The organism is Allobosea sp. Root381, from assembly GCF_001429395.1.
In the GTDB taxonomy this organism is placed as follows: domain Bacteria; phylum Pseudomonadota; class Alphaproteobacteria; order Rhizobiales; family Beijerinckiaceae; genus Allobosea.
Genome location: NZ_LMJT01000001.1, coordinates 306919 through 329733, shown reverse-complemented (window position 1 = coordinate 329733; position 22815 = coordinate 306919). Strand labels below are relative to the sequence as shown.

At 68.5% G+C, this 22815-nt stretch carries 20 protein-coding genes; 10 read left to right on the top strand and 10 right to left on the bottom strand.

Translation table 11 applies throughout. The annotated features are described in order from the left end of the window. Positions 1–13: 13 nt before the first annotated feature. The gene (locus ASE63_RS01535) at positions 14–406 is read right to left on the bottom strand and encodes a VOC family protein (RefSeq protein WP_056795418.1); all 393 of its coding nucleotides are present in this window, start codon (positions 404–406) and stop codon (positions 14–16) included. Between the two features lie 48 nt (positions 407–454). After that, positions 455–1501: a cysteine synthase A gene (locus ASE63_RS01530; RefSeq protein WP_056795416.1), complete on the bottom strand. Its 1047-nt coding sequence runs from the start codon at positions 1499–1501 to the stop codon at positions 455–457. 143 nt (positions 1502–1644) lie between these two features. Between ASE63_RS01530 and ASE63_RS01525 the strand changes: the two genes are divergently transcribed. After that, positions 1645–2883, top strand: coding sequence for an RsmD family RNA methyltransferase (locus ASE63_RS01525; RefSeq protein WP_056796539.1), 1239 nt, complete (start codon positions 1645–1647; stop codon positions 2881–2883). Between the two features lie 39 nt (positions 2884–2922). Then, on the top strand, positions 2923–4311 hold the full coding sequence (locus tag ASE63_RS01520) for an FAD-binding oxidoreductase (protein WP_056796535.1): 1389 nt from the start codon (positions 2923–2925) through the stop codon (positions 4309–4311). A 95-nt stretch (positions 4312–4406) separates the two neighbouring features. Here the strand turns inward: ASE63_RS01520 and ASE63_RS01515 are convergent, their stop codons facing one another. Next, on the bottom strand, positions 4407–5168 hold the full coding sequence (locus ASE63_RS01515; RefSeq protein WP_056795413.1) for an SOS response-associated peptidase: 762 nt from the start codon (positions 5166–5168) through the stop codon (positions 4407–4409). A 121-nt stretch (positions 5169–5289) separates the two neighbouring features. On the opposite strand from ASE63_RS01515, the gene ASE63_RS01510 reads away from it, so the two are divergent. Beyond that, entirely contained in the window at positions 5290–5745 is a 456-nt protein-coding gene (locus tag ASE63_RS01510; protein WP_156410138.1) for a hypothetical protein, read from the top strand. On the opposite strand, the gene ASE63_RS01505 is transcribed toward ASE63_RS01510, so the two are convergent. Then, positions 5746–6474 carry a TlyA family RNA methyltransferase gene (locus ASE63_RS01505; RefSeq protein WP_056796532.1) on the bottom strand — a complete coding sequence of 243 codons (729 nt, stop codon included), beginning with the start codon at positions 6472–6474 and terminating at the stop codon, positions 5746–5748. 20 nt (positions 6475–6494) lie between these two features. Further along, positions 6495–8408, bottom strand: a complete 1914-nt coding sequence (dxs, locus tag ASE63_RS01500) for a 1-deoxy-D-xylulose-5-phosphate synthase (RefSeq protein WP_056795408.1) — start codon at positions 8406–8408, stop codon at positions 6495–6497. 150 nt (positions 8409–8558) lie between these two features. Here dxs and ASE63_RS01495 point away from each other — a divergent pair, with 150 nt between their 5' ends. Beyond that, positions 8559–9971, top strand: a complete 1413-nt coding sequence (locus tag ASE63_RS01495) for an amidase (RefSeq protein WP_056795405.1) — start codon at positions 8559–8561, stop codon at positions 9969–9971. 124 nt (positions 9972–10095) lie between these two features. Continuing rightward, complete coding sequence (locus ASE63_RS01490) at positions 10096–11334, top strand: MFS transporter (protein ID WP_082609556.1); 1239 nt, start codon at positions 10096–10098, stop codon at positions 11332–11334. On the opposite strand, the gene ASE63_RS01485 is transcribed toward ASE63_RS01490, so the two are convergent. Continuing rightward, positions 11312–12232: a pirin family protein gene (locus ASE63_RS01485; protein ID WP_056795400.1), complete on the bottom strand. Its 921-nt coding sequence runs from the start codon at positions 12230–12232 to the stop codon at positions 11312–11314. The two genes, ASE63_RS01490 and ASE63_RS01485, sit on opposite strands and share 23 nt — an antisense overlap. 83 nt (positions 12233–12315) lie before the next feature. Between ASE63_RS01485 and ASE63_RS01480 the strand changes: the two genes are divergently transcribed. Next, complete coding sequence (locus tag ASE63_RS01480; RefSeq protein WP_162261700.1) at positions 12316–13728, top strand: N-acetylmuramoyl-L-alanine amidase; 1413 nt, start codon at positions 12316–12318, stop codon at positions 13726–13728. 179 nt (positions 13729–13907) lie between these two features. Here the strand turns inward: ASE63_RS01480 and ASE63_RS01475 are convergent, their stop codons facing one another. The 3 genes from ASE63_RS01475 to ASE63_RS01465 form a co-directional block, all read right to left on the bottom strand. Beyond that, on the bottom strand, positions 13908–14165 hold the full coding sequence (locus tag ASE63_RS01475) for an exodeoxyribonuclease VII small subunit (RefSeq protein WP_056795393.1): 258 nt from the start codon (positions 14163–14165) through the stop codon (positions 13908–13910). 91 nt (positions 14166–14256) lie between these two features. Further along, positions 14257–14721 (bottom strand): Lrp/AsnC family transcriptional regulator, encoded by a 465-nt coding sequence (locus ASE63_RS01470; RefSeq protein WP_056796528.1) that lies wholly within the window; start codon positions 14719–14721, stop codon positions 14257–14259. 152 nt (positions 14722–14873) lie between these two features. After that, the gene (locus ASE63_RS01465) at positions 14874–15386 is read right to left on the bottom strand and encodes a tyrosine phosphatase family protein (RefSeq protein WP_056795390.1); all 513 of its coding nucleotides are present in this window, start codon (positions 15384–15386) and stop codon (positions 14874–14876) included. A gap of 189 nt (positions 15387–15575) precedes the next feature. On the opposite strand from ASE63_RS01465, the gene ASE63_RS01460 reads away from it, so the two are divergent. Further along, complete coding sequence (locus tag ASE63_RS01460; RefSeq protein WP_056795388.1) at positions 15576–16142, top strand: thioesterase family protein; 567 nt, start codon at positions 15576–15578, stop codon at positions 16140–16142. Positions 16143–16146: 4 nt separating this feature from the next. On the opposite strand, the gene ASE63_RS01455 is transcribed toward ASE63_RS01460, so the two are convergent. Further along, on the bottom strand, positions 16147–19716 hold the full coding sequence (locus ASE63_RS01455) for a PAS domain-containing hybrid sensor histidine kinase/response regulator (RefSeq protein WP_056795385.1): 3570 nt from the start codon (positions 19714–19716) through the stop codon (positions 16147–16149). A gap of 160 nt (positions 19717–19876) precedes the next feature. Between ASE63_RS01455 and mscL the strand changes: the two genes are divergently transcribed. From mscL to ASE63_RS01440, 3 genes are all read left to right on the top strand, one after another. Further along, the gene (mscL, locus tag ASE63_RS01450) at positions 19877–20296 is read left to right on the top strand and encodes a large conductance mechanosensitive channel protein MscL (protein ID WP_056795384.1); all 420 of its coding nucleotides are present in this window, start codon (positions 19877–19879) and stop codon (positions 20294–20296) included. Positions 20297–20417: 121 nt separating this feature from the next. Then, complete coding sequence (locus tag ASE63_RS01445; RefSeq protein WP_056795381.1) at positions 20418–21611, top strand: pyridoxal phosphate-dependent aminotransferase; 1194 nt, start codon at positions 20418–20420, stop codon at positions 21609–21611. A gap of 139 nt (positions 21612–21750) precedes the next feature. Beyond that, positions 21751–22815: an AbrB family transcriptional regulator gene (locus tag ASE63_RS01440; RefSeq protein ID WP_156410137.1), complete on the top strand. Its 1065-nt coding sequence runs from the start codon at positions 21751–21753 to the stop codon at positions 22813–22815.

Genomic DNA, 22815 nt, shown 5'->3' with positions numbered 1-22815 from the left:
TCGCGTGTCGTGATCACCACCTGAAGCAGGCCTCGATATTGTTGCCGTCGGGATCCAGGACGAAGGCGCCGTAATAATTGCCCGCGCCCTGGCGGGGCCCGGGCGGGCCATTGTCGCGACCGCCGGCCGAAAGCGCTGCTTCATGGAAGGCATCGACCATCGCCTCGTCCCTGGCGACGAAGGCGACATGCGTCTGGTTCAGCCCGGCGCGTGAGCCCGGCGCCCAATAGGACGGCCGGCTGATGCCGATCCAGAGATAGGGGATGCGCTCCTCCGCGCTCTTCCCGAACACGAACGATTCCGGGCCGTTATCGGCGGTCTGGAGGCCCAGCGCAGCCGCGACCGCGTCGTAGAAGCGACGGGCCTTCTGCAGGTCGGTGACGACGAAGCCGGTATGGTCGATCATGCCCGATCAATGCCGGGAAGGGGTGTCGGTTCCCGGCGCCGCCGTCGCTCAGCCCATCACCCGCGCCACGACCTTGTTCAGCGCCGCGCCGTCCCGCTCCAGCCAGCCGGGTACGGGCAGGTTCTTGGAGCGCAGGAATTCGGGATTGAACAGCTTCGACTGATAGCGCGTGCCGTAGTCGCAGAGGATCGTCACGATGGTGTGGCCGGGCCCCATCTCCTTCGCCATACGGATCGCGCCGGCGACATTGATGCCGGACGAGCCGCCGAGGCACAGCCCCTCATGCTCCAGCAGTTCGAAGACCAGCGGAACTGCCTCCTCGTCCGGAATCTGGAAGGAGACGTCGATCGGCGCATCCACCAGATTGGCCGTGATGCGCCCCTGGCCGATGCCCTCGGTGATCGAGGAACCCTCGGCCTTCAGCTCGCCGGTGGTGTAATAGGAATGCAGCGCGGCGCCGAGCGGGTCGGCGAGGCCGATCCGCACCTTCGGGTCGAAGCCCTTGAGCGCGATGCCGACGCCGGCGAGCGTGCCGCCGGTGCCGACCGCGCAGATGAAGCCGTCGACCTTGCCGTCCGTCTGCTGCCAGATCTCCGGTCCGGTGGTCTCGACATGGCCCTGGCGGTTGGCGACGTTGTCGAACTGGTTGGCCCAGATCGCGCCGTTGGGTTCCGTCTTCGCCAGTTCCTCGGCGAGGCGGCCCGAGACCTTCACATAGTTGTTCGGGTTGACGTAGCCGACCGCTGGAACCTCGACCAGCGTCGCGCCGGCGAGCCGCAGCATGTCCTTCTTTTCCTGGCTCTGCGTCTCGGGGATCACGATCACCGAACGGTAGCCCAGCGCATTGCCGACCAGCGCTATGCCGATGCCGGTATTGCCGGCCGTGCCCTCGACGATGACTCCGCCTGGCCGCAGCAGCCCGCGCTTCTCGGCGTCCCGGATGATGGCGAGCGCGGCGCGGTCCTTGACCGACTGGCCGGGGTTCATGAATTCGGCCTTGCCGAGGATGGTGCAGCCCGTCGCTTGCGAGGCACGCTTCAGCTTGATCAGGGGCGTGTTGCCGATTGCTTCGATGACGCCGTCGCGCATGCTCATGCCTCGATTTCCCTGTTTGCTCCCAACCTGATAGGCGAAAGCCGCAAGCAGGTCATCACCGGCGCGCCACCTCTCGCAAGGTTGGAAGCGGCGCGGTTCGCGGTGGCCCTGACGGAGAAGATTTCACCACGATGACCCTCGCCATGAATGAGATCCTTGTCGTGGCCCGGCTCGGCCAGCGCGGCGACGGCATCGCGCCGAGCGAGACCGGGGACGTCTTCGTGCCTTATGCGCTGCCCGGCGAAACCGTCCGCGTGGTGCGCGATGGCGAGCGCGGCCAGCTGGTCGAGATCATCACCCCCGCCGATTCGCGCATCGCCGCGATCTGCCCGCTCTTCACCCGCTGCGGCGGCTGCGCGGCCCAACACATGGCGCCCGGCCTCTACCGCGAATGGAAGCGCCGGCAGGTCGAGACGGCGCTGTCGCGCGCGGGCGTCACGGCACCGGTCGCCGAGATCGTCGACGGCCATGGCGCCGGGCGTCGCCGCGTCACCTTTCACGCCAGGCGCGAGGGGCCCGGCATGCTCGTCGGCTTCATGGTCGCGCGCAGCCATGATCTCATCGCGATCCCCGCCTGCCCGGTGCTGGCGCCGGGGCTCGCGCGCGCGCCGGCCGCGGCCCAGCTGATCGCCAACCGGCTCGGCGGCTCGAACAAGCCGCTCGACCTGCAGGTCACGGCCTCCGAGGCCGGGCTCGACATCGACATCCGCGGCCACGGCCCGGCCGGCGACAAGCTCCGCCTGTCGCTGACCGAGGCGGCGGAGCGGCTCGATCTCGCGCGGCTCTCGATGCATGGCGACATCGTCGTCGAGCGCCGCCCGCCGCAGCAGCGCATGGGCAAGGCGATGGTCGGCCCCGCGCCCGGCGGCTTCCTGCAGGCGACCACCGCCGGCGAGGATGCGATCGCGGCGCTGGTGCTGGCAGCGCTGCCGATCAAGGCGAAGCGCGTCGCCGATCTCTTCGCCGGCTGCGGCCCGATCTCCTTCCGCCTCGCCGAGCGCGCCCAGGTGCTTGCGGTCGAGAGCGACAAGGCGGCGGTGCTGGCGTTGACGCGGGCGGCCGCGGCGACGCAGGGCCTCAAACCCATCGCAAGCGAGGTCCGCGACCTGTTCCGGCGTCCGCTGCTGGAGCACGAACTCAATGGCTTCGATGCGGTTGTGCTCGATCCGCCGCGCGCCGGCGCGGAGGCCCAGGCGAAGCGGCTGGCGGCGGCAAAGACCGGCACGGTGATCTATGTCTCCTGCGACGCGGCGACCTTTGCCCGCGACGCCGCGATCCTGATCGCAGGCGGTTATGCGCTGGAAGGCGTGACGCCGGTCGATCAGTTCCGCTATTCCGCCCATATCGAACTCGTCGGCGTCTTCCGCCGGCGCAAGAAGTGATTGCCGGAGGCTTCCTTGAGCGCATCCATCCTCGACGACATGGCCGCGATCGTCGGGCCCAGAAACATCGTCACCGACGCCGACGCGATGGTGCCCTATCTGAAGGAGTGGCGGGACCTGTTCCGCGGCAAGGCCCAGGCGGTGGTGCGCCCGGGTTCGACGGCCGAGGTCTCCGAACTGGTGAAGCTCGCCGCCCGCACCGGCACGCGGCTGGTGCCGCAGGGCGGCAATACCGGCCTCGTCGGCGGCCAGATCCCGACCGCCGAGGGCCGCGAGATCATTCTCTCGCTCCAGCGCATGGACAAAGTCCGCGCCGTCGATGCGCAGAGCGACACGATGACCGTCGAGGCCGGGCTGTCGCTGCAGAAGGCGCAAGCCGCGGCCGAGGCAGCCGGGCGACTGTTCCCGCTCTCGCTCGCCTCGGAAGGCTCCTGCACCATCGGCGGGAACCTTGCGACCAATGCCGGCGGCACCGCGGTGCTCGCCTATGGCAATGCCCGCGAGCTCTGCATGGGTCTCGAGGTGGTGCTCGCCGACGGGCGGATCTGGAACGGCCTGCGCCAGCTGCGCAAGGACAACACCGGCTACGACCTCAAGAACCTCTTCATCGGCTCGGAAGGAACGCTCGGCATCATCACGGCCGCGGTGCTGAAGCTGTTTCCGCTGCCGGCGGCGCGCGCCACGGCTTTCCTCGCCGTGCCGGGCCCGGATGAGGCGCTGGCCCTGCTCAACGCTGCCAAGGCGGGTGCCGGCGGCACGCTGACCACCTTCGAGATCATGCCGCGCATCGGCCTCGACTTCGTCCTTCGCCATGCATCAGGCACGCGCGATCCGCTGTCGGGACCCTCGCCCTGGTATGTGCTGATGGAGGTCTCGGCCCAGTCCGCGACCGGGCTCGACGAGGCGGTCGCGGCCTTCCTCGGCGATGCCATGGAGCAGGGGCTCGTCACCGATGCCGCGCTCGCCGGATCGCTGACCCAGCGCGCCGATTTCTGGAAGCTGCGCGAGATGCTCTCCGAGGTGCAGACCTATGAGGGCGGCTCGATCAAGCACGACGTCTCGGTGCCGCTGCATGCGGTGCCGGAGTTCCTGACGCGGGCCACGGCTGCGGTCGAGGCGATGGTGCCGGGTTGCCGGGCGCTACCCTTCGGCCACATGGGCGACGGCAACATCCACTTCAACGTCAGCCAGCCGATCGGCGCCGACAAGGCGGCCTTCCTCGCCGGCTGGAGCGCGATGAACGAGGCGGTCCACGCCATTGTCAGCGAGCTGCACGGCTCGATCTCGGCCGAGCACGGCATCGGCCGCCTCAAGCGCGACCTGCTGCCCGGCGTGAAGGACGCCGTCGAGCTCGACCTGATGAAGACGCTGAAGACGACGCTCGACCCGCAGGGCATCCTGAACCCGGGGGCGGTGCTGCAGATCTGAGTTCCAACAGTTCGTGCCGGGATCGGTTCGTCTTGTTCGAACGCTTACGCTCGCAATAACGGCAACGGATCAACTCGGTCTGATCGAAGAACGCCTCAGAATAGGCTGCCTTGGGCATCGTCCTTCGGGCGGGGTGTGCGGGCAGGGGGCTTCGATGCCTCCTTGGCAGCTTCGACACGGGTTGCATCGAAGGGCTCCTGCAATTCCGGCCCGTCATTCGCCACCTTGTTCACAGCGTTGCCGATCCGGACCATCTCCAGCAGATCGTCCGGAGGCGGCCTGAGCAGGCTCTCCGCAGCGCGGGCATCCGCCACGGGATCGAGCCAGTCGTCAAAGTCCCGGGGCGCGATGATGACCGGGCAGCGGTCGTGGATCGCAGCCATCAGCCCGTTGGCCGTACCGGTCAGCGGCGCGACGGTGTCGATCTCCGAGCCGTCCGGCGAATGCCAGGTCTCCCACAGCGCAGCCAGGGCGAATGGCGCCTGGTCGGGCCGTCGGAACAGATAGGCGCGGCTCTCGGCCTGCCGGCCCTTGCCGAGGCGATGCCATTCATAGAAGGCATCCGCCGGCATCAGGCAGCGCCGCCTTGTGAGCGCGGCGCGGAAGGAGGGCTTCGTCGCGGCGCTCTCGCTCCGGATGTTGACGACGAGCGGGAAGTCCTTGGGGTCCTTGACCCAGCCGGGGATGAAGCCCCAGCGCATCAGGATGAACTGGCGCGCACCCTCGTGCAGCCGCACCACCGGCACCGGCTGCGTCGGCGCGATGTTGTAGCGCGGCGGAAAATTCGGCTGCTCGCGATAGGCGAAGACCTTCCGCATCGCCTCGGGTGGCAGGGTGATGGCGTAGCGACCGCACATAGTCGGCAGTTGTGACGAGGTGTCCTTGTCGGATCAATACTTTGTTTGGGTTTTCCGAAGCATAGTCCCGCCAGTTTTGAGGATCATGATGACCGTCTCCGCGATCAGGATAGCGGCGGGCATGGCGGAGAGGTCGAAGGTGCAGCGCCTCTCCACCGACTTCCTCAACCGCTACAATGAAGCTCTCATGCTGATCGAGCTGGCGGCCGAAGACAGCAGCGTCATCGACGATCTGAAGAGCTGGCGCGGCCTCGGCTATCGCGAGCATTTCGAGGTTTCCGCCCTGCGTTGCGCTCCGTCGGCGCTCGCCGCCTACGACGCCGTCGTGCCGGCGCGGCGCGCCGGCTTCGAGGAGCTCTGCCGGGCCATGGCCCGCCTCGTCATGACAGCGACCGCGCTCCTCGCGGAAAAGCGCACCGGGCTCGAGCCCGCGATCGTCGTCTCGATCGCCAGCGAATCCCTGCGCCGCCAGATCGGCCGGGCGACGCAGTTCATCAACGCCAATGGCACGCTCGATATCGGCAGCATCGAGAGCCGCGCGCTGCAGGACGAGATCGACGCTCTGCTGGCGCGCTGATCAGCCGTCGCGCCGTCCGCCGATCAGGAATTCGCGATTGCCGTCGCCGCCCTCGATCGGCGAGGGGACGGGCCCGTCGACGCCGAAGCCGAGCCCGGCCATCAGCCCGGCGATGTCGGTGCAGACGCTCTCATGCACCGCTTCGTCGCGCACGATGCCCTTCTTGAGGGCGGCGCGGCCGGCCTCGAATTGGGGCTTGATCAATGCCGCGATCTGCGCGGCCGGCGCCAGCAGCGCCGTGACTGCCGGAAGCACGAGCCGCAGCGAGATGAAGCTGACGTCGATGGCGGCGAGCGAGGGCGCTTCCGGCAGCTCCGCCGGCGTCAGCATCCTGATGTCGCGCGCTTCCAGGCTCAATACGCGTGGGTCCTGCCGCAGCGAGGCATGGAGCTGGTCGCGGCCGACATCGACGGCGATGACGAAGCGCGCCCCGCGCTTCAGGAGCAGGTCGGTGAAGCCGCCGGTCGAGGCGCCGACATCGAGGCAGACGCGCCCGGCGGGATCGTAGCCGAAGGTGTCGAGTGCCCCTGCCAGCTTCAGGCCGCCGCGTGAGACGTAAGGATGTGGCGCCTGCGCCGTCAGAGCACTATCCTTGGCCAGCATTTCGGAGGGCTTGCGGACGGGGCGGCCATCGGCCGTGACCAGCCCGGCCGCGATCGCGGCCTGTGCCCGTGCCCGGCTCTCGAACAGGCCTCTTTCGACCAGGAGCTGGTCGGCCCGGCTCTTCATCATGCCGCTCCAAAGGGGCCTCAGGCCCGCTTGATCGCCGACGGCGCGCCGAGCACGGCCTCGACGGTCCGCACGATGCCGGCGGCGTCGAGGCCGGCGCGGGCATACATCACCTCGGGCTTGTCATGGTCCTGGTAGATGTCCGGCAGCGTCAGCGTGCGCACCTTAAGCCCGCCATCGAGCCGGCCGCTCCGGGCGAGCAGATGCAGGACATGGCTGCCGAAGCCGCCGACCGAGCCTTCCTCGACCGTGATCAGGATCTCGTGCTCGCTGGCCAGCCGCAGGATCAGCGCCTCGTCGAGCGGCTTGGCGAAGCGGGCATCGGCGACCGTGGTCGAGAGCCCGCGCTGGCCGAGCAGTTCCGCCGCTGCGAGGCATTCCGCGAGCCGCGTGCCGAGCGATAGCAGCGCCACGCGCGTGCCCTCGCGGACGATCCGGCCGCGGCCGATCTCGAGCGGCACGCCGAAATCGGGGATCTCGACGCCGACGCCCTCGCCACGCGGATAGCGGAAGGCGATCGGCCCCTCGTCGAAGTCGGCCGCGGTCGCGACCATATGAGTGAGTTCCGCCTCGTCGGCCGCCGCCATCACCACCATGTCGGGCAGGCAGGCGAGATAGGCGATGTCGAAGGAGCCGGCATGGGTCGCGCCATCCGCGCCGACGAGGCCCGCACGGTCGAGCGCGAAGCGGACCGGGAGCTTCTGCAGCGCGACATCATGCACGATCTGGTCGTAGGCGCGCTGCATGAAGGTCGAGTAGATCGCGACGAAGGGCTTGTAGCCCTCGGTCGCAAGCCCGGCCGCGAAGGTCACGGCATGCTGCTCGGCGATGCCGACATCGAAGGTCCGGGCCGGGAATTCCTTGCCGAAGCTGTCGAGCCCCGTTCCAGACGGCATGGCGGCCGTCACCGCGACGATCTTCTCATCCTGCCGCGCGGCCTTGATCAGCGCATTGGCGAAGACGCCGGTATAGCTCGGCGCATTGGCGGGGGCTTTCGCCTGCTGGCCGGTGACGGGGTCGAATTTGACGACGCCGTGATATTTGTCGGCGCTGGCCTCGGCAGGGGCATAACCCTTGCCCTTCTGCGTCACGACATGGACGAGGATCGGCCCCGTCTCGGAATCGCGGACATTGCGCAGGACCGGCAGCAGATGATCGAGATTATGCCCGTCGATCGGCCCGACATAGTAGAAGCCAAGCTCCTCGAACAGCGTGCCGCCGGCGAGGAAGGCGCGGGCGAACTCCTCCGTGCGCTTCGCCTTCTCGTGGAAGAAGCGCGGCAGCCGCTCGGCCAGATGCTTGCCGATCTCGCGCAGCGAGCGATAGGTGCGGCCCGAGACCAGCCGCGCAAGATAGGCCGACATCGCCCCGACCGGCGGGGCGATCGACATGTCGTTGTCGTTGAGGATGACGACGAGCCGCGAGCCGAGCGCACCCGCATTGTTCATCGCCTCATAGGCCATGCCGGCCGACATCGCGCCGTCACCGATCACCGCGACGACATTGTTCTTGCCGCCCGAAAGATCGCGCCCGACAGCCATGCCGAGCCCGGCCGAGATCGAGGTCGAGGAATGAGCCGCGCCGAACGGATCGTATTTGCTCTCAGAGCGCCGGGTGAAGCCGGAAAGGCCGCCCGGCTGGCGCAGCGTGCGGATGCGCTCGCGCCGTTCGGTCAGGATCTTGTGCGGATAGGCCTGGTGGCCGACATCCCAGATCAGCCGGTCGCGCGGCGTGTCGAATACGGCGTGCAGCGCGACGGTGAGTTCGACCACGCCGAGGCCCGCACCGAGATGCCCACCGGTGACGGAGACCGCGTCGATCGTCTCCTGCCTCAGCTCGTCGGCGAGCTGGCGCAGCGCTGAATCTGGGAGCCGGCGCAACGCTTGCGGAGAGCCAACGCCGTCGAGGAGGGGCGTGAGAGGGCGTTTTGTCACGGCACGGTCCTATCGCATCGCGGCCCCCGCGCACAAGGGCGCGCATCGACAATCCGCCGCGCTTCATTATCGTGCGACGCCCGAAACGTCAGTGCCATTCTAGCGAAAGCATGACTCAGCGGCACTTGGCCGCGACTTGCAGCGAAGCCCATGAACGATCTTGCCAATACAATCGCCGATCCCGCCCTGCTGTCCGCGCGGCGCCTCGCCGGGGCGTTCGCTGCGAGGCGCCTGTCGCCCGTCGACGTCGTCGATGCGTTGCTCGCGCGCATCGACAGGTTGGAGCCCAGGCTTCAGGCCTTCGTCGAGGTCTATCGCGACGAGGCGAGGCTCGCGGCCGAGGCTGCCGACAAGGCCATCCGCGCCGGCCAGGCGGTCGGGCCTCTGCATGGCATGCCGGTCGCGCTCAAGGACCTGGTCGAGCTCGAGGGCCGTATCACGACCGGCGGCTCGGCGATCTGGCGCGACCGCCGCTCGACGCTGACGGCGACGCTGGCGCGGCGCCTGCTCGCGCAGGGCATGATCGTGCTCGGCAAGACCCATACGGTCGAGTTCGCCTCCGGTGGCTGGGGGCTCAACCAGCATATGGGCACGCCGCGCAATCCCTGGGACGCGACCCATGCGCGCGCCCCGGGCGGCTCCAGCAGCGGCTCTGGCGTCGCCGTCGCGGGGCGCCTCGTGCCTTGGGCCGTCGGCACCGACACCAGCGGCTCGATCCGCCTGCCTGCCTCCTTCTGCGGCCTGACCGGCCTCAAGCCGACGCTCGGCCGAATATCGACTCATGGCGTGCTGCCGCTCTCCCCCTCGCTCGATACGCCGGGCCCGATGGCGCGCGACGTCGAGGATGCCGCGCTGCTCTACAATGCGATGCAAGGGCCCGATCCGCTCGATCCGACGACGCGCGGCATCGCGGCCGAGGACCCGATGCCGGGGTTGAGGCACGGCGTCCGGGGCCTCCGTCTCGGCCGGATGCCGGAGAGCGAGCGCGAAGGCGTCGATGCCGAGATGCTCGCGGCCTATGACAGCGCGCTGGCGGTGCTGGCGGGGCAGGGCGCCGAGATCGTCGATGTCGTGCTGCCGTTCCCGCTTGGCGTCTTCCTGCAGCCGCAGCCCATGGTGCAGGCCGAGGTCTTCCACCATTATGGCGCCATCGCCGGCGATCCGGCGCGGCAGCTCGACGATGCCGTCAGGGCGCGCGTTCTCGCGGGCGCGGGCGTCACGGCCGAGGCCTATCTCGCCAACAAGCGCGAGCACGGGGAGCGCAAGCGGCTGCTCGAGGCGGCGCTCGAAGGCATCGATGCTCTGCTGACGCCCGGCACCGCCTTCGCCGCGCTCAGACTCGACGAGATCGACCCGGCGGTGATGCTCTCGCGCTTCAACGGCTTCGCCAATTATCTCGGGATGTGCGCGCTCTGCCTGCCCAGCGGCTTCAACGCGCAGGGGCTGCCGCTCTCCATCCAGATCGCCTGCCGGGGCTACCAGGAGGCGACGGCGCTGCGCATCGGCTACGTCTATCAGCAGGCGACCGACCACCATCTGCGGGTTCCAGCCGGGGTGATGTGAACAGAGGTGGCGGGCGTCCCGGAGAGACGGTGCGGGGCCGTCTCGTCCGGCGCGGGCAGAAAGCGGGTGGGTTGCAGCTCCTGACGATGGGATAGCGGGGGCATCGCTCCCCGGGGACTTTCCCATGTCATCGCCCGTCATGTCATCGCCCGTCCTTCTCGCCTTGATCCTGACCGGCGTGCTGGCGCAGTTCGCCGACAAGCTCGCCCTCGACACCATCACGCTCGCCGCAACGCAGGCTGGCGCCAGTCCCCGCCTCGTCGGCCTCCTCGTCGCGGCGCAATCCGCGGCCTGGCTCCTGGTCTCGCTGCCCGCCGGGGTCGTCGCGGATCGCGTCGCGCCGCGCAGCCTGATCCTGCTCGGCGGCGGCCTGCTGACGGCGGGCTCGCTCATCGGGGCCGGCCTGCTCGCCTCCGGGCTGCTTGGCTGGGCGCTCGCGCTCTCGACCTTCGTCGCCGCTGCCGGGCCGGTGGTGATCGCGCTCTCCGTCTTCGTTCTGCTGCCGCGCCTGGTCGCGGTCGCCGAGTTTCCCCGCGTCAACGGCCGGATCGAGCTCGGGCGCGCCTGCCTCAGCCTCGCCGCGCCGCTGATCGCCGCCTGGGCGGTGGCGCAGGGCATGCCGGCGCTGGGGCTGGCTCTCTGCGGCCTCGCCGGGCTCATCGTGCTGGCTGCGGGCTCGCGCCTGCCCAGCGACCGCCCGGCGCCGCAGCCGCGTCGGCCTTTGCACCGCGCCATCGCGGAGGGCGGCGCCTTCGTCCTGCGGCATCCCTATCTCAGGCCGATCGCGCTCTGCGCCATCGCCTGGAACATGGCCTTCTTCGCCTTCCTCGCGATCGTCACGCCCTATGCGGCGCGCATTCTCCTGCTCGAACCGGAGCGTATCGGCCTGGCCTCGTCAGTCTATGGAGCCGGCCTGATCGCCGGAGCTCTAGCCGGCCCCGGTCTGATAGCGCGGCTTCCGACCGGCATGCTGCTGGTCTTCGGGCCGGCCTCGTCCCTGCTTGGCGCCGGCCTGCTCGCGCTTGCCCCGCTGCAATGGGGCTGGCCGGCCCTGGCCTTCGCCTTCGCGCTGTTCGGCTTCGGGCCGATCCTCTGGTTCATCACGCAGACCAGCCTGCGCCAGGCGGTGACGCCGCAGCCCCTGCTCGGCCGCGTCAGCGCGACCCTGACCACCGCGATGTACGGCATGCGCCCGGTCGGTGCCATCGGCGGCGGCCTCGCCGGCGAAGCCTTCGGCCTCTCGGTAGCGATCTGGCTGCCGGTCGTGCTCTTCGGCCTGTCGACGCTGGCGATCCTGGCCTCGCCGATGCCAGCGCTGAAGACGTTGCCGGAGGGCGAACTCAGCGTTCAGGCAGCGGAATGAACTCGGTCTCGTCGCCCGGCACCGTGTCGAAGCGGCCGGTCTTCCACTCGTCCTTGGCCTGCTCGATGCGCTCCTTCGAGGAGGAGACGAAGTTCCACCAGATGTGTCGCGGGCCGTCCATCGGCTCGCCGCCGACGATCATCAGACGAGTCTGGTCGACGCCGAGGATCGAGATCCGGTCGCCCGGCTTGAAGATAAGCAACTGCCCGGCGCCGAACTCGTCGCCGGCGATGTCGACCTTGCCGGAAACGATGTAGATCGCGCGCTCGTCATAGTCGGGGTCGAGCGGCAGGATCGCGCCCGGCGAGAGCACGGCCTCGGCATAGAGGGTTTCCCAGGGGAACTTCACCGGCGAGGTCTGGCCATAGGCCGAGCCCATGATCAGGCTGATCCGCTTTCCGCCTTCGACGATGCGCGGCAGGTCGGGCGCGGCATGGTGCTTGAACTCGGGCGCGATCTCCTCATGCGACTTCGGCAGGGCGAGCCAGGCCTGGATGCCGTAGAGCTTCGGCCCGCTGGCGCGTGCTTCCAGCCCTGTGCGCTCGGAGTGCACGATGCCTCGTCCCGCCGTCATCAGGTTCACCGCACCGGGGCGGATCGCGAGCGCGGTGCCGAGCGAGTCGCGATGCATGATCTCGCCGTCGAAGAGATAGGTCACGGTCGAGAGCCCGATATGAGGGTGTGGGCGCACGTCGAGCCCCTCGCCGAGATGGAACTCCGCCGGCCCCATCTGGTCGAAGAAGATGAAGGGCCCGACCATCTTGCGGCCGATCGAGGGCAAAGCGCGCCTGACCGAAAAGCCGCCGAGGTCATGCGCGCGCGGCACGATCACCTTCTCGATGGCCTCGCAGGAGCGGGCATCGCCCAGGATCGGATCTTCGGCTGGCAGTTGCGACATTGCGCCCTCGCATGATGGCTTGGATCAGTCCGCGGCAGACTGATCCCTCCGCCGTTGCTTCGCAAGGGCGCCGGAACCGGGCGGTGCGGGCCGAGGGTGTCACCCGCAAGGCGATCGCGGGAACTGCCTTGACGAGAAATGCAACCTATACGAGTATTTTTCTACGGAGACTATTGAAGCGACAGGGGGCGGTGGGCATGGCAAGAATTGTGATCGATCCGGGGCATGGCGGGCATGCGACCATCCCGGGGGACTCGACATGGAACAACGCGGTCGGTCCGGCCGGCACGCTCGAAAAGACCTTGACCCTGGATCTGGGCATCGCGGTCGCCGAGCGACTGCATGCCGCCGGGCACAGCGTGCTGCTGACCCGCGACAGCGACGTCAACCTCCGCCTGCGTGATCGCGCGAAAGTGGCGAGGGAGAGTCTCGCCGATGCGTTCGTCTCGATCCACTTCAATGGTTCGAGGGGGCATGACGCCCAGGGCTCGGAAACGCTGGTACACCTCAATTATTCGACCAGGTCGGCCGAGCTCAGTCTCGCCGTGCAGGATGCCGTCTTGAGGGCGACGCAACTCGACGACCGCAACACGTCCTTCGACCGAAGGCGCCGCATCAAGCCGCAATCGCTCGGCGTGCTGAATCCGGCCTACCATGCGGCCAATACGGCGGCGTGCCTCCTGGAAGTCAGTTTTCTGGATCGCGCCGACGAGGAGCAGAGGCTGAAGGCTCCGGCCTATCGAGCCGCCATCGCCCAGGCGATCGCCGACGGAATCGAGGCCTATACCGGCAAGGCGACCACGCGCGTGCCGGTGGCCGTCGCGGATCTGGGCGACGCCATCGAAGTCGCGGTCGCGAATGAGCCCGGGATCAACAGCCCGGAGATGCTGCTGGGTCTAGACAAAGCCGAATGGGCCGCAGGGCCGGATGACGGTACGGCCGATCCCGACGAGGAGGTCCGCATGCCGCCTAAGGCGTTCTCGCAAGCCTTCGTTCTCGGCAATGGCCCGGCATTCGCCCTGCTGCCCCGCGACAAGGACTGGCCGCTGCTGGACGAATTCGTCGGCTTCATCGCTGCGTTGCGGCTCGACCACTTTCAGCCCGACGAATTCCTCGAATTCGGCGGCATGAACGGCTCCGGGAAATGCAAGGGCAAGAACGACTTTCCTCCCAAGGATCTGTGGGAGAACATCAGGCACACGGCGAAGATGCTCGACGCCATCCGGGCGGACATCGGCGCTCCGGTGCGGATTCTGTCCTGTTACCGCGCCCCGGCCTATAACGACTGCGTCCGTGGCGAGAGCCGCAGCTTGCACATGGAGTTCAATGCCATCGACTTCACCTGCGCCGTCGGCACGCCGGAGACCTGGCGGCGGATCGCCGCCAAGCTGCGCGACAAGCATACCGACTTCACAGGGGGAATCGGCGTCTATCCGGAGCGGCACTTCGTCCATATCGACACGCGTCGCCGTGTCGCGAACTGGCGTGGCAGATAGACCCTGACGAGGTCAGTTAGGAACGCGCCGTCATCCTGGACAGGCCGCGAAGCGGCGCAGCTCCGGGATCCATCATAGGGCTCGGTCGTGTTTCAAGATCGATCCCTGGCACGACCTCCGGTCGTGCAGGAAGACGGCGGGGTCCACGCAAAATCAGCGAGCTCCAAAGAGCCCGCGTCCTACCTGTCGACGTCCAGCGGCGTCGTGCCGGCCGGCTTGCCGTCGGCGGAGAGCGTGATCTTCTCGATGCGCGCTTCGGCCTGCTTGAGCAGGGCATCGCAGCGCGCCTTCAGCGTCTCGCCGCGCGTATAGATCGCAATCGATTCCTCGAGCGGCACGTCGCCCCGTTCCAGCCGGGCGACGATGTCCTCGAGCTGCTTCAGCGCTGCCTCAAAGGGCAGGCCGGCGACGTCGTCATTGGATGTGGCTTCGCTCACAGCATGATTCCCGTTTGCGGCATGCTTATCGGCCGGAGCGGCGCCCCCCGCAACCCCGCCGGGCCAAGATAAGGCAAGCTCCTGACAGGGCTCAGACCGGCAGGGCAGAACTCTTCTTGATGCTGCGCAGCGTCAGGGTCGACTGCACGCGGGTCACACCCGGAAGCTGCGTCAGGATGTCGGTGTGGATGCGCTCGAAATCGGCGCTGTCGCGGTAGATCACCCGCATCAGATAGTCATGCGCGCCGGCGAGCAGGTGACATTCCAGGATCTCGGGGAGGCTCTGGACCGCCTGCTCGAAGCCTTCCAGCGAGGCGCGTCCCTGCTGATCCAGCGTGACGAAGACGAAGGCGGTGCCCGGGAAGCCCGCGATCTTGTCGTCGAGGATCATCGCATAGCCGCGGATCAGCCCGCTCTCCTCGAGCTGCCGGACGCGCCGCAGGCAGGCCGACGGGGAGAGATGCACCTTCTCGGCGAGGTCGGAATTCGTGATGCGTCCGTCGGCCTGCAAGATGCGCAGGATGGAGCGGTCGCGGGAATCGAGTTCGATGGTCATCGTGCGGTTATCCTCCGCGCGATGCATTGTCGCAAAATGCACGCGATGCAAGCAATGATCTGCAGAGATTTGAACAAAGGGCGCTCGGATTCGCGGTGTTGTAAAGGAAACCCCGCACGAAACTGCCCGCCTCGGAATGCTGCCGCAGCCGGTCAGGCGAGGCGCAGCGCGAAGGGCGAGCCTTCGAAGGCATCGGCTCCCCGCCCGATCCGCGCGATGGCCGCGATCATCCGGCCGTCGCGGCCGAGCAGGGAATCGGCGATCGCGACGAGCCGCGCATTCGGCGTCGCCGAGGGCGATGCGCGGCGCAGATCGTCCGCAATCTCTTCCTCATCCCGGCCGGGACCGAGCGCGCAGGCTGCGATGAAGCCTGCGGCAGTCGAGCGGCTGACGCCGGCCCAGCAATGGATCACCAGCGGGGCGGCGCGGTCCCAGCCTTGCACGAAAGCGAGGAAGCGCCCGACCTGCTCCTCGCCCGGCAGCACATGGCCCTCCAGCGCTGCGTTGATGTCGGACATGCCGAGGAAGAGATGGTTTCGCTCGCTGATCGCGGCCGGCCGCTCGACGACGGTGCCGACATTGATCAGCGTCACCAGATGGCTGGCGCGAACCTTCGCCACGGTTTCGTGGAACTTCGACAGGGAGGTGACGTGCAGGGTCGGCATGGGGATGTGTCCTGCTGGAGTTCGTCGGAAGCGAATAGTGCAGGCGAACTGCGACGTCACCCCGGAGCGTCGCCGTTCCCGGCTGGTCTGGAACGATGGGGCCCACCGGCCAGAATGCCATGGTTCCAATATAAACCATTGCCCTCTAGAAGCGTTGGCTGGGCACTCCGCCCATCGCGCGAGCCCTGCATGAATCTCTGGTTCCGCCTGATCTGGTTGCTGTTGACCAGCCCCTTCGGCCCACGGCTGAAGGCGCCGGCGGATGTCTCGGCGCTCGGCTTCCGTGTCTGGCCGCATGACCTCGACACCAGCCTGCACATGAACAATGGCCGCTACTGGTCGCTGATGGATCTCGGCCGCACCGACCTGATGCTGCGCACCGGGCTGTGGCGGGCGGTGCTGCGGCATCGCTGGGTGCCGGTGGTCAATGCCGGCATGATCCGCTTCCGCCGCGAGCTGCGCCTGTTCCGGCCGTTCCGGATCGAAACCGCGATCCTGTGTTGGGACGAATCCTGGCTGGTGATCCAGCACCGCCTGCTCACGCGGGGGAAGGATGGCGGCGAGATCGTGGCGGCGCATGCGCTGGTGCGCGCGGCGCTCTATGACCGCGCCGGGCGCGCTTATGTTCCCGTCGCCCGGCTGATGGCCGAGATCGGGGTCGTGCAGGAGAGCCCGCCGCTGCCGCCTGAGATCGAGGCCTTCCTCGCATCGGAGGATGCGATGCGGGAAACTGGCACGCGCGGGTCATCCCGCTGAGGGCTCACTCCGCCGCGACCCGCGTCGCGCGCCACTGCGCCAGCAGGGCTCGCAGCGCGCCCGGCTTCAGCGGCTTGTTGAGCAGGTGGACATCGAGCGCGGCCGCCGCCTCGCGGACGGTCGGCGAACGGTCGGCCGTCAGCAGAATCGCCGGCAGGCGCCCGCGCGACCGCTCGCGCAGGGTGCTGATCGCGGTCAGCCCGTTGCCATGGTCGAGATGGTAGTCGGCAATCACGACATCGGGCTCGCCGCGCTTCATCAGGACCAGCGCCTCGTCGAGCCCGGCCGCCGTCCCAACGCTGCAGCCCCAGCCTTCGAGTAGCCGCTTCATCCCGTCCAGGATCGTGGGCTCGTTGTCGATCACCAGGAGCTTCAGTCCCGCCAGCTGCCCTGCCGGGGCGGCGCGCGGCGCAGCGCCGGTGGTCATCTCGGGCAAGGGGGAGGCGCGCGGCACCAGGACGGCGAAGCGCGTGCCGCGCCCGGGCACCGAGCCCAGCGAAAGCCTGTGGTCGAGCGTGCGCGCGATGCGCTGGACGATCGAGAGCCCGAGGCCCAGCCCGCGGGCCACCCGTGCGCCCTGGTCGAGTCGCTGGAACTCGCGGAAGACGGTTTTCTGCTTGCCCTGCGGAATGCCGAGCCCGGTGTCGAGCACCTCGACCGAGACATGCGGGCCGCGTCGGCGCGCGCCGACCAGAACCTTGCCGCCGGGCGTGTACTTGATCGCGTTCGAGACGAGGTTCTGCAGCAGCCGGCGTAGCAGTCGCCGGTCCGAACGCAGCGCCAGCCCGGTCGGCATGAAGACGAGCTTCAGGCCCTTCTCCTGCGCGCTCGGCTCGAATTCGCGCTGGAGCTGGCGCATCAGCTCGTCGAGGCGGAATGAGCTGAGTTCGGGTTTCAGCGCGCCGCCGTCGAGGCGCGAAATCTCGAGCAGTGCGGTCAGGATTTCCTCGACCGCGTCGAGCGAGGCGTCGATGTTCTCGGCCAGTTCGGGGCTGCCGGCGGTGCGGTCGCGCTCCACCAGCGAGGTCGCGTAGAGCCGCGCCGCGTTCAGCGGCTGCAGGATGTCGTGGCTGGCGGCGGCGAGGAAGCGCGTCTTCGAGGCGTTGGCCTCCTCGGCTTCCGCCTTGGCGCGCTGGAGCTCGGCATTGACGCGCAGGATCTCCTCGGTGCGCTCGACGACGCGCCGCTCGAGGCTTTCGTTGGTGCGCTCCAGCTCCTCCTCCGCCGCCACGGCCTCCGTGATGTCGGTATAGGTCGTGACGAAGCCGCCATCGGGCAGCGGGTTGGTGCGGATCTCGATGACCTTCTTCGACGGATAGAGTTTGAGCCGCACCGGCTCGCGGTCATGCACGAAGCTCTGCAGACGCGCCGCCATCAGTTCGTCGCGCTGGCCGTCGCCATAGGCGCCGCGCCCGGCATTGTAGCGGACGATCTCGTCGAGGCCGGTGCCGAAGCGCACCATCGCGGCCGGCAGGTCGTAGAGCTCGATGAAGGCCTGGTTCCAGGCCAGCAGCCTGAGGTCGCGGTCGAGCACGGTGATGCCCTGGCCGGCATGGTCGAGCCCGTGTTGGAGGATGTCACGGTTGTATTGCAGCGCGGCCGAGGCGTCGTCGAGCAGCTTGAAGGCAGCCTCGGTCGTGAGGTTGCGCCGCCGCAGCAGCAGCGACAGCACCAGCCGCGAGGAAGCCGCGCCGATCGCGGAAGAGAGCAGGTGCTCGCCGAAGCGCAGCAGGTGGATGTCGGCGTCGCGGGCGGGGCTGGGCTCCTCGCCGCGGCCGCTGGCGAAGCTCTCGAAGGCGCGTTGGGTCCGCTCCTGCCCGAGGTAGCGGCCGATGGTCGATTGCAGCTCGGCTTCCGTGACGCTGGAGCGCCAGAGCGAGAACGACTGCGCCATCGTCGCGCGGTCGGATTCGACGAAGGCATTGGCCTGCAGCCGCTCCATCGCGGTGGCCGGGCGCAGCAGCGAGAAGCCGATGTAGGCGAGGATGTTGAGCCCGAGGCTCCAGACGACGCCGTGCGGCAGCGCCGGCAGGTCCAGCCCGAGCAGCGCCTCGGGCCGCAGCATGGCATTGCCGAACAACCCGCTGGCGACGACCTCGCCCCAGTAGCCTCCGGCAGGAGCAAGGCTCGGCATCAGCAGCGTATAGGCCCAGGTCGCGATGCCGATGATCAGCCCGGCGGCGGCGCCGAGCGCCGTGCCGCGGCGCCAGACGAGCCCGCCGAAGAACGCCGGCGCGATCTGCGCCGTCGCCGCGAAGGAGAGCAGCCCGATCGCGACCAGCGCCTGCTCGCCCGCGGCGCGGTAATAGGCATAGCCGAGCAGGATCACGAAGAGGATCGCGACGCGCCGGATGATCACCACCTGCGAGCCGAGATCGCCGCCGGTCGAGCGGTTGCCGGGGTCCTGCGCGGCGTGCTCGGCCGTCGTGTCGGCGGGGTCGCTGAGACCTCGGCGCCCGCGCAGCAGCAGCGGCATGACGAGGTGGTTCGAGATCATGATCGCCAGCGCGACCGAGGCGACGATCACCATGGCGGTCGCGGCCGAGAGCCCGCCGACGAAGACAAGCAGGGCAAGCAGCCCGGCCTCCTTCTGCAGCGGGAGCAGCAGCACGGTCATGTCGCGATCGACGCCCGCGCCCGGCATCAGCAATTCGCCCGCGACCGCGAGCGGCAGCACGAACAGGTTGATCAGCACGAGGTAGACCGGGAACATCCAGGCCGCGCGGCGCACGTCGCGCGCGTCGCGGTTCTCGACGATCGTCATGTGGAACTGGCGCGCGAGCAACAGAGCCGCGCAGGACGAGAGCAGGGTCAGCGTCAGGAAGGTCGGCCAGCTCGAGGTGCGCTCCCAGATCGGTGGCATGCCGCTCGGCAGCGCGGCGGCCTGGGCGAAGAGGTCTCCGGCGCCGTCATAGAGCCCATAGACGACGAAGACACCGAGCACGAGGAAGGCGATGAGCTTGACCAGAGACTCGGCCGCGATGGCGAGCACGAGCCCGTCCTGATGCTCGGTCGCGTCGATATGGCGTGTGCCGAACGCGCAGGCGAAGCCTGCCAGCACCAGCGCCACCAGGAAGGCTAGGTCGGTGAGGACCGGCACGTCGGCAGTGATCGGGCGCCCGCCGGTCGCCGTCAGCAGCACCGACAGCGAACTCGCCACCGCCTTGAGCTGGAGGGCGATGTAGGGCAGGGCGCCGATCACGGCGACGAGGCATACCAGCGCCGCGACGCGTTCGCTCTTGCCGTAGCGGGCGCCGACGAAATCCGCGATCGAGGTGATGTTCTGCGTCTTGGCGATGCTGACGATGCGGCCGACGAAGCGGTGGCCGAAGCCGATCACCAGCACCGGGCCGACATAGATGCCGAGGAAGTCGAGCCCGGCCCGGCTGGCGAAGCCGACCGAGCCATAGAAGGTCCAGGAGGTACAGTAGACCGCGAGCGCCAGCGCATAGATCGTCGCCCGCGCCCGGCCGTTGACCAACCGCCGCCCCGAGGTGTCCGCGGCATGCGCGATCGCGAAAAGCGCGCACAGATAGGCCAGCGCGACCATCACGACGGACCAAGCGGGGATCATTCTGCCTCCATCGGCGGGCGCCGCGCGTGCACGACCTTAATGGATGAGGCCGGCGGATGGGAGCCGGTTTCCATGGGGCAATTCCTGCTCTAGCCTCGACCGGGCAATGCGACGCAGCCTTATTGCGCTGTCGCGCCCAGTCGAGAGAAGAGGCTTCAACATGCTCGATGAATTCAAGAAATTCGCGCTCAAGGGCAATGTCGTCGATCTCGCCATCGGCGTGATCATCGGCGCGGCGTTCAGCAAGATCGTCGATTCGCTCGTTTCCGACATTATCATGCCGTTCTTCGGGGCGCTCGGAGGCCTCGATTTCTCGAATTACTATATCGGCCTGAACAGCGGCGTCACGGCGCCGGTCCTCGACGAGGCGAAGAAACAGGGCGCGGTGCTCGCCTATGGCTCCTTCATGACGGTCGCGCTCAACTTCCTGATCATCGCCTTCGTCCTGTTCCTGGTGGTGAAGGGCATCAACCGCCTGCGCCGGCAGGAGCAGGAAAAGCCCACGGCCCCGCCGCCGCCAGCCGAGGACGTCATCCTGCTGACCGAGATCCGCGATCTGCTGCGGCAGAAATCGGTCTGAAGCGCGCGATCGGGCGCGCCGATTCATCACCGCGACCGATCGACCCGATCTCGCGATTTCATGCCCGCTTGCGCCGTCATCGGCTAAAGCAGGCGGTGTCACAGTCGCGAGGTCGAAACGCATGTCCACCGTCACGCTTCCGGGCTCCAGCCTGATCGCCGAACTGCGGCCCGAGGCACGCAACGCGCCCGAGAGCGGCATTGTCGAGGTCGTAAACCATGGCCGGCTGAAGGAGGGGCTTATCCCGCTCTGGGTCGGCGAGGGCGATCTGCCGACGCCGGACTTCATCGTGCGGGCCGCCAACAAGTCGCTCGCGGCCGGCGAGACCTTCTACACCTGGCAGCGCGGGATTCCGGAACTCCGCGAGGCGCTGGCCCGCTACCACACGGCGCTCTACGGCCAACCCTTCGCGATGGATCGCTTCTTCGTCACCGGCTCGGGGATGCAGTCCGTCCAGATCGTCGTGCGCATGATCACCGGGCCGGGCGACGAGGTGGTGATCCCGACGCCGGCCTGGCCGAATGTCGCCGCCGCCATCGGCGTCGCTGGCGCGATCCCGGTCAATGTGCCGATGGACTACGTCCAGGGCCGCTTCACGCTCGATCTCGACCGGCTGGCGGCGGCGATCACACCGAAGGCCCGCGCGATCGCGATCAATTCGCCGGCGAACCCCACCGGCTGGACCGCGACGAAGGACGAGCTCGCAGCGATCCTGGCGCTGGCCCGCGAGCACGGCATCTGGATCATCGCCGACGAGATCTACGCCCGCTTCGTCTATGACGGCTCGGCCCGCGCAGCCTCCTTCCACGACGTGATGCAGCCTGAGGACCGCATCCTCTTCGTACAGACCTTCTCGAAGAACTGGGCCATGACCGGCTGGCGCGTCGGCTGGATCGAGGCGCCGCCCGCCTTCGCGCAGATCATCGAGAACCTGATCCAGTATTCGACCTCAGGCTCGCCGGTGTTCGTCCAGCGTGCCGCCATCGCCGCCCTCGACGAGGGCGAGTCGTTCATTGCCGAGCAGATCGCCCGCGCCACCGAGGGGCGCCGCATAATCGCCGAGGGGCTGAAGGCGACCAACCGCGTCACGCTCTCTCCGCCCGACGGCGCCTTCTACCAGTTCTTCTCGGTCGATGGCTGGACGGATTCGCGCGCGCTCGCCATCGACCTCGTCGACAAGGCCAATGTCGGGCTCGCGCCCGGCACGGCCTTCGGCGCCGGCGGCGAGACGGGCCTGCGCCTCTGCTTCGCGCGCAACGCCGCGGATCTGACCGAGACGGTGGTGCGGCTGCAGCGCGCGCTGGCGCAGGGCTGACGAGGCGGGCTTTCCCAGGCCTGCTCTGCATGCAGGGCGGGCCTGCGCGCTTTTGCGCGCTCGGCGTTTGACCGCGCCGTCCCCGGCGATCATTACCTCGGGGCAGCGGCGCAGGCTGGCGGCGCGCAGCGCGGACGCCATGACTCGCTCGGCATTTCACTCGACCGGAGTTGCGACCCTTTCGCTCGAGGCGATGGTCGTCGTCATCGCCGCCTGCGGAGGCGCGGCGCTTGCCTTCTTCGCCGTGCCGGCGGCCTGGCTCTCGGGCTCGATGCTCCTGGTGTCAATCGTTGGCCTGATCCGGCCATTGCCGGACCTGCGCAAGCCCTGGTTCGATGCCACCATGCTGGTTTCGGGCGCGCTCATCGGCTCGGCCGCGACGCCGGAAGCGCTTGCCGCGGCTGCGCGTTACCCGGGCTCGCTCGCGCTGCTGATGCTCGCCCTTGCCGCGATCATGCTCACGAGCGGCGCCTATCTGCGCTACGTCGCGCGCTGGTCCTGGATCGACGCGCTGCTCGCCTCGGCGCCCGGCGCGCTCTCGGCGGTGATAGCGGTGGCGCAGGCCAAGGGAGCCGACATCGGCAAGATCGCCGTCGTCCAGCTCTTCCGCATCCTCGTCCTGGTCGCCTTCCTCCCGAGCATCATGCAGATCGCCGGCCATGGCGTTGCCGGGCAGCCGCCCGAGACGTTGATCGTCGGAGCCGGCGAGTTCCTGTTGATCATGGCCTGCGGCCTTGCTGCGGGCCTCGCCTTCGAGCGCATGGGCGTGACGGCGCCGATGATCCTGGGGGCGACGACCGCCAGCGCGATCCTTCATGGCGCCGGAATCGTGCATGGCACACTGCCGGGCTCGATCCAGATCGCGGTGCTGATCATGCTCGGCGCGGTGATGGGCGGGCGCGTCTCATCCGTGAAGCGACGCGAGCTTGCGGCCCTGTTCCCGCTCGCCATCGGCGGCTTCGTCGTATCGATCGCGGTCGCCTGCGCCTTTGCCTGGCCGGCTGCCTGGCTGGCCGGCGTGCCCTTCGCCACGGCGATGGCAGCCTTCGCTCCGGGCGGGCTCGAGGCGATGGCGATGCTCGCCTTCGCCATGGGCCTCGATCCGCTCTATGTCGGGGCCCATCATCTCATGCGCTTCGTCGCGCTCGGGCTGGCGATGCCCTTCATCGTCGCCCATCTGAAGGCCGAGCCGCCGAAAGGGTAG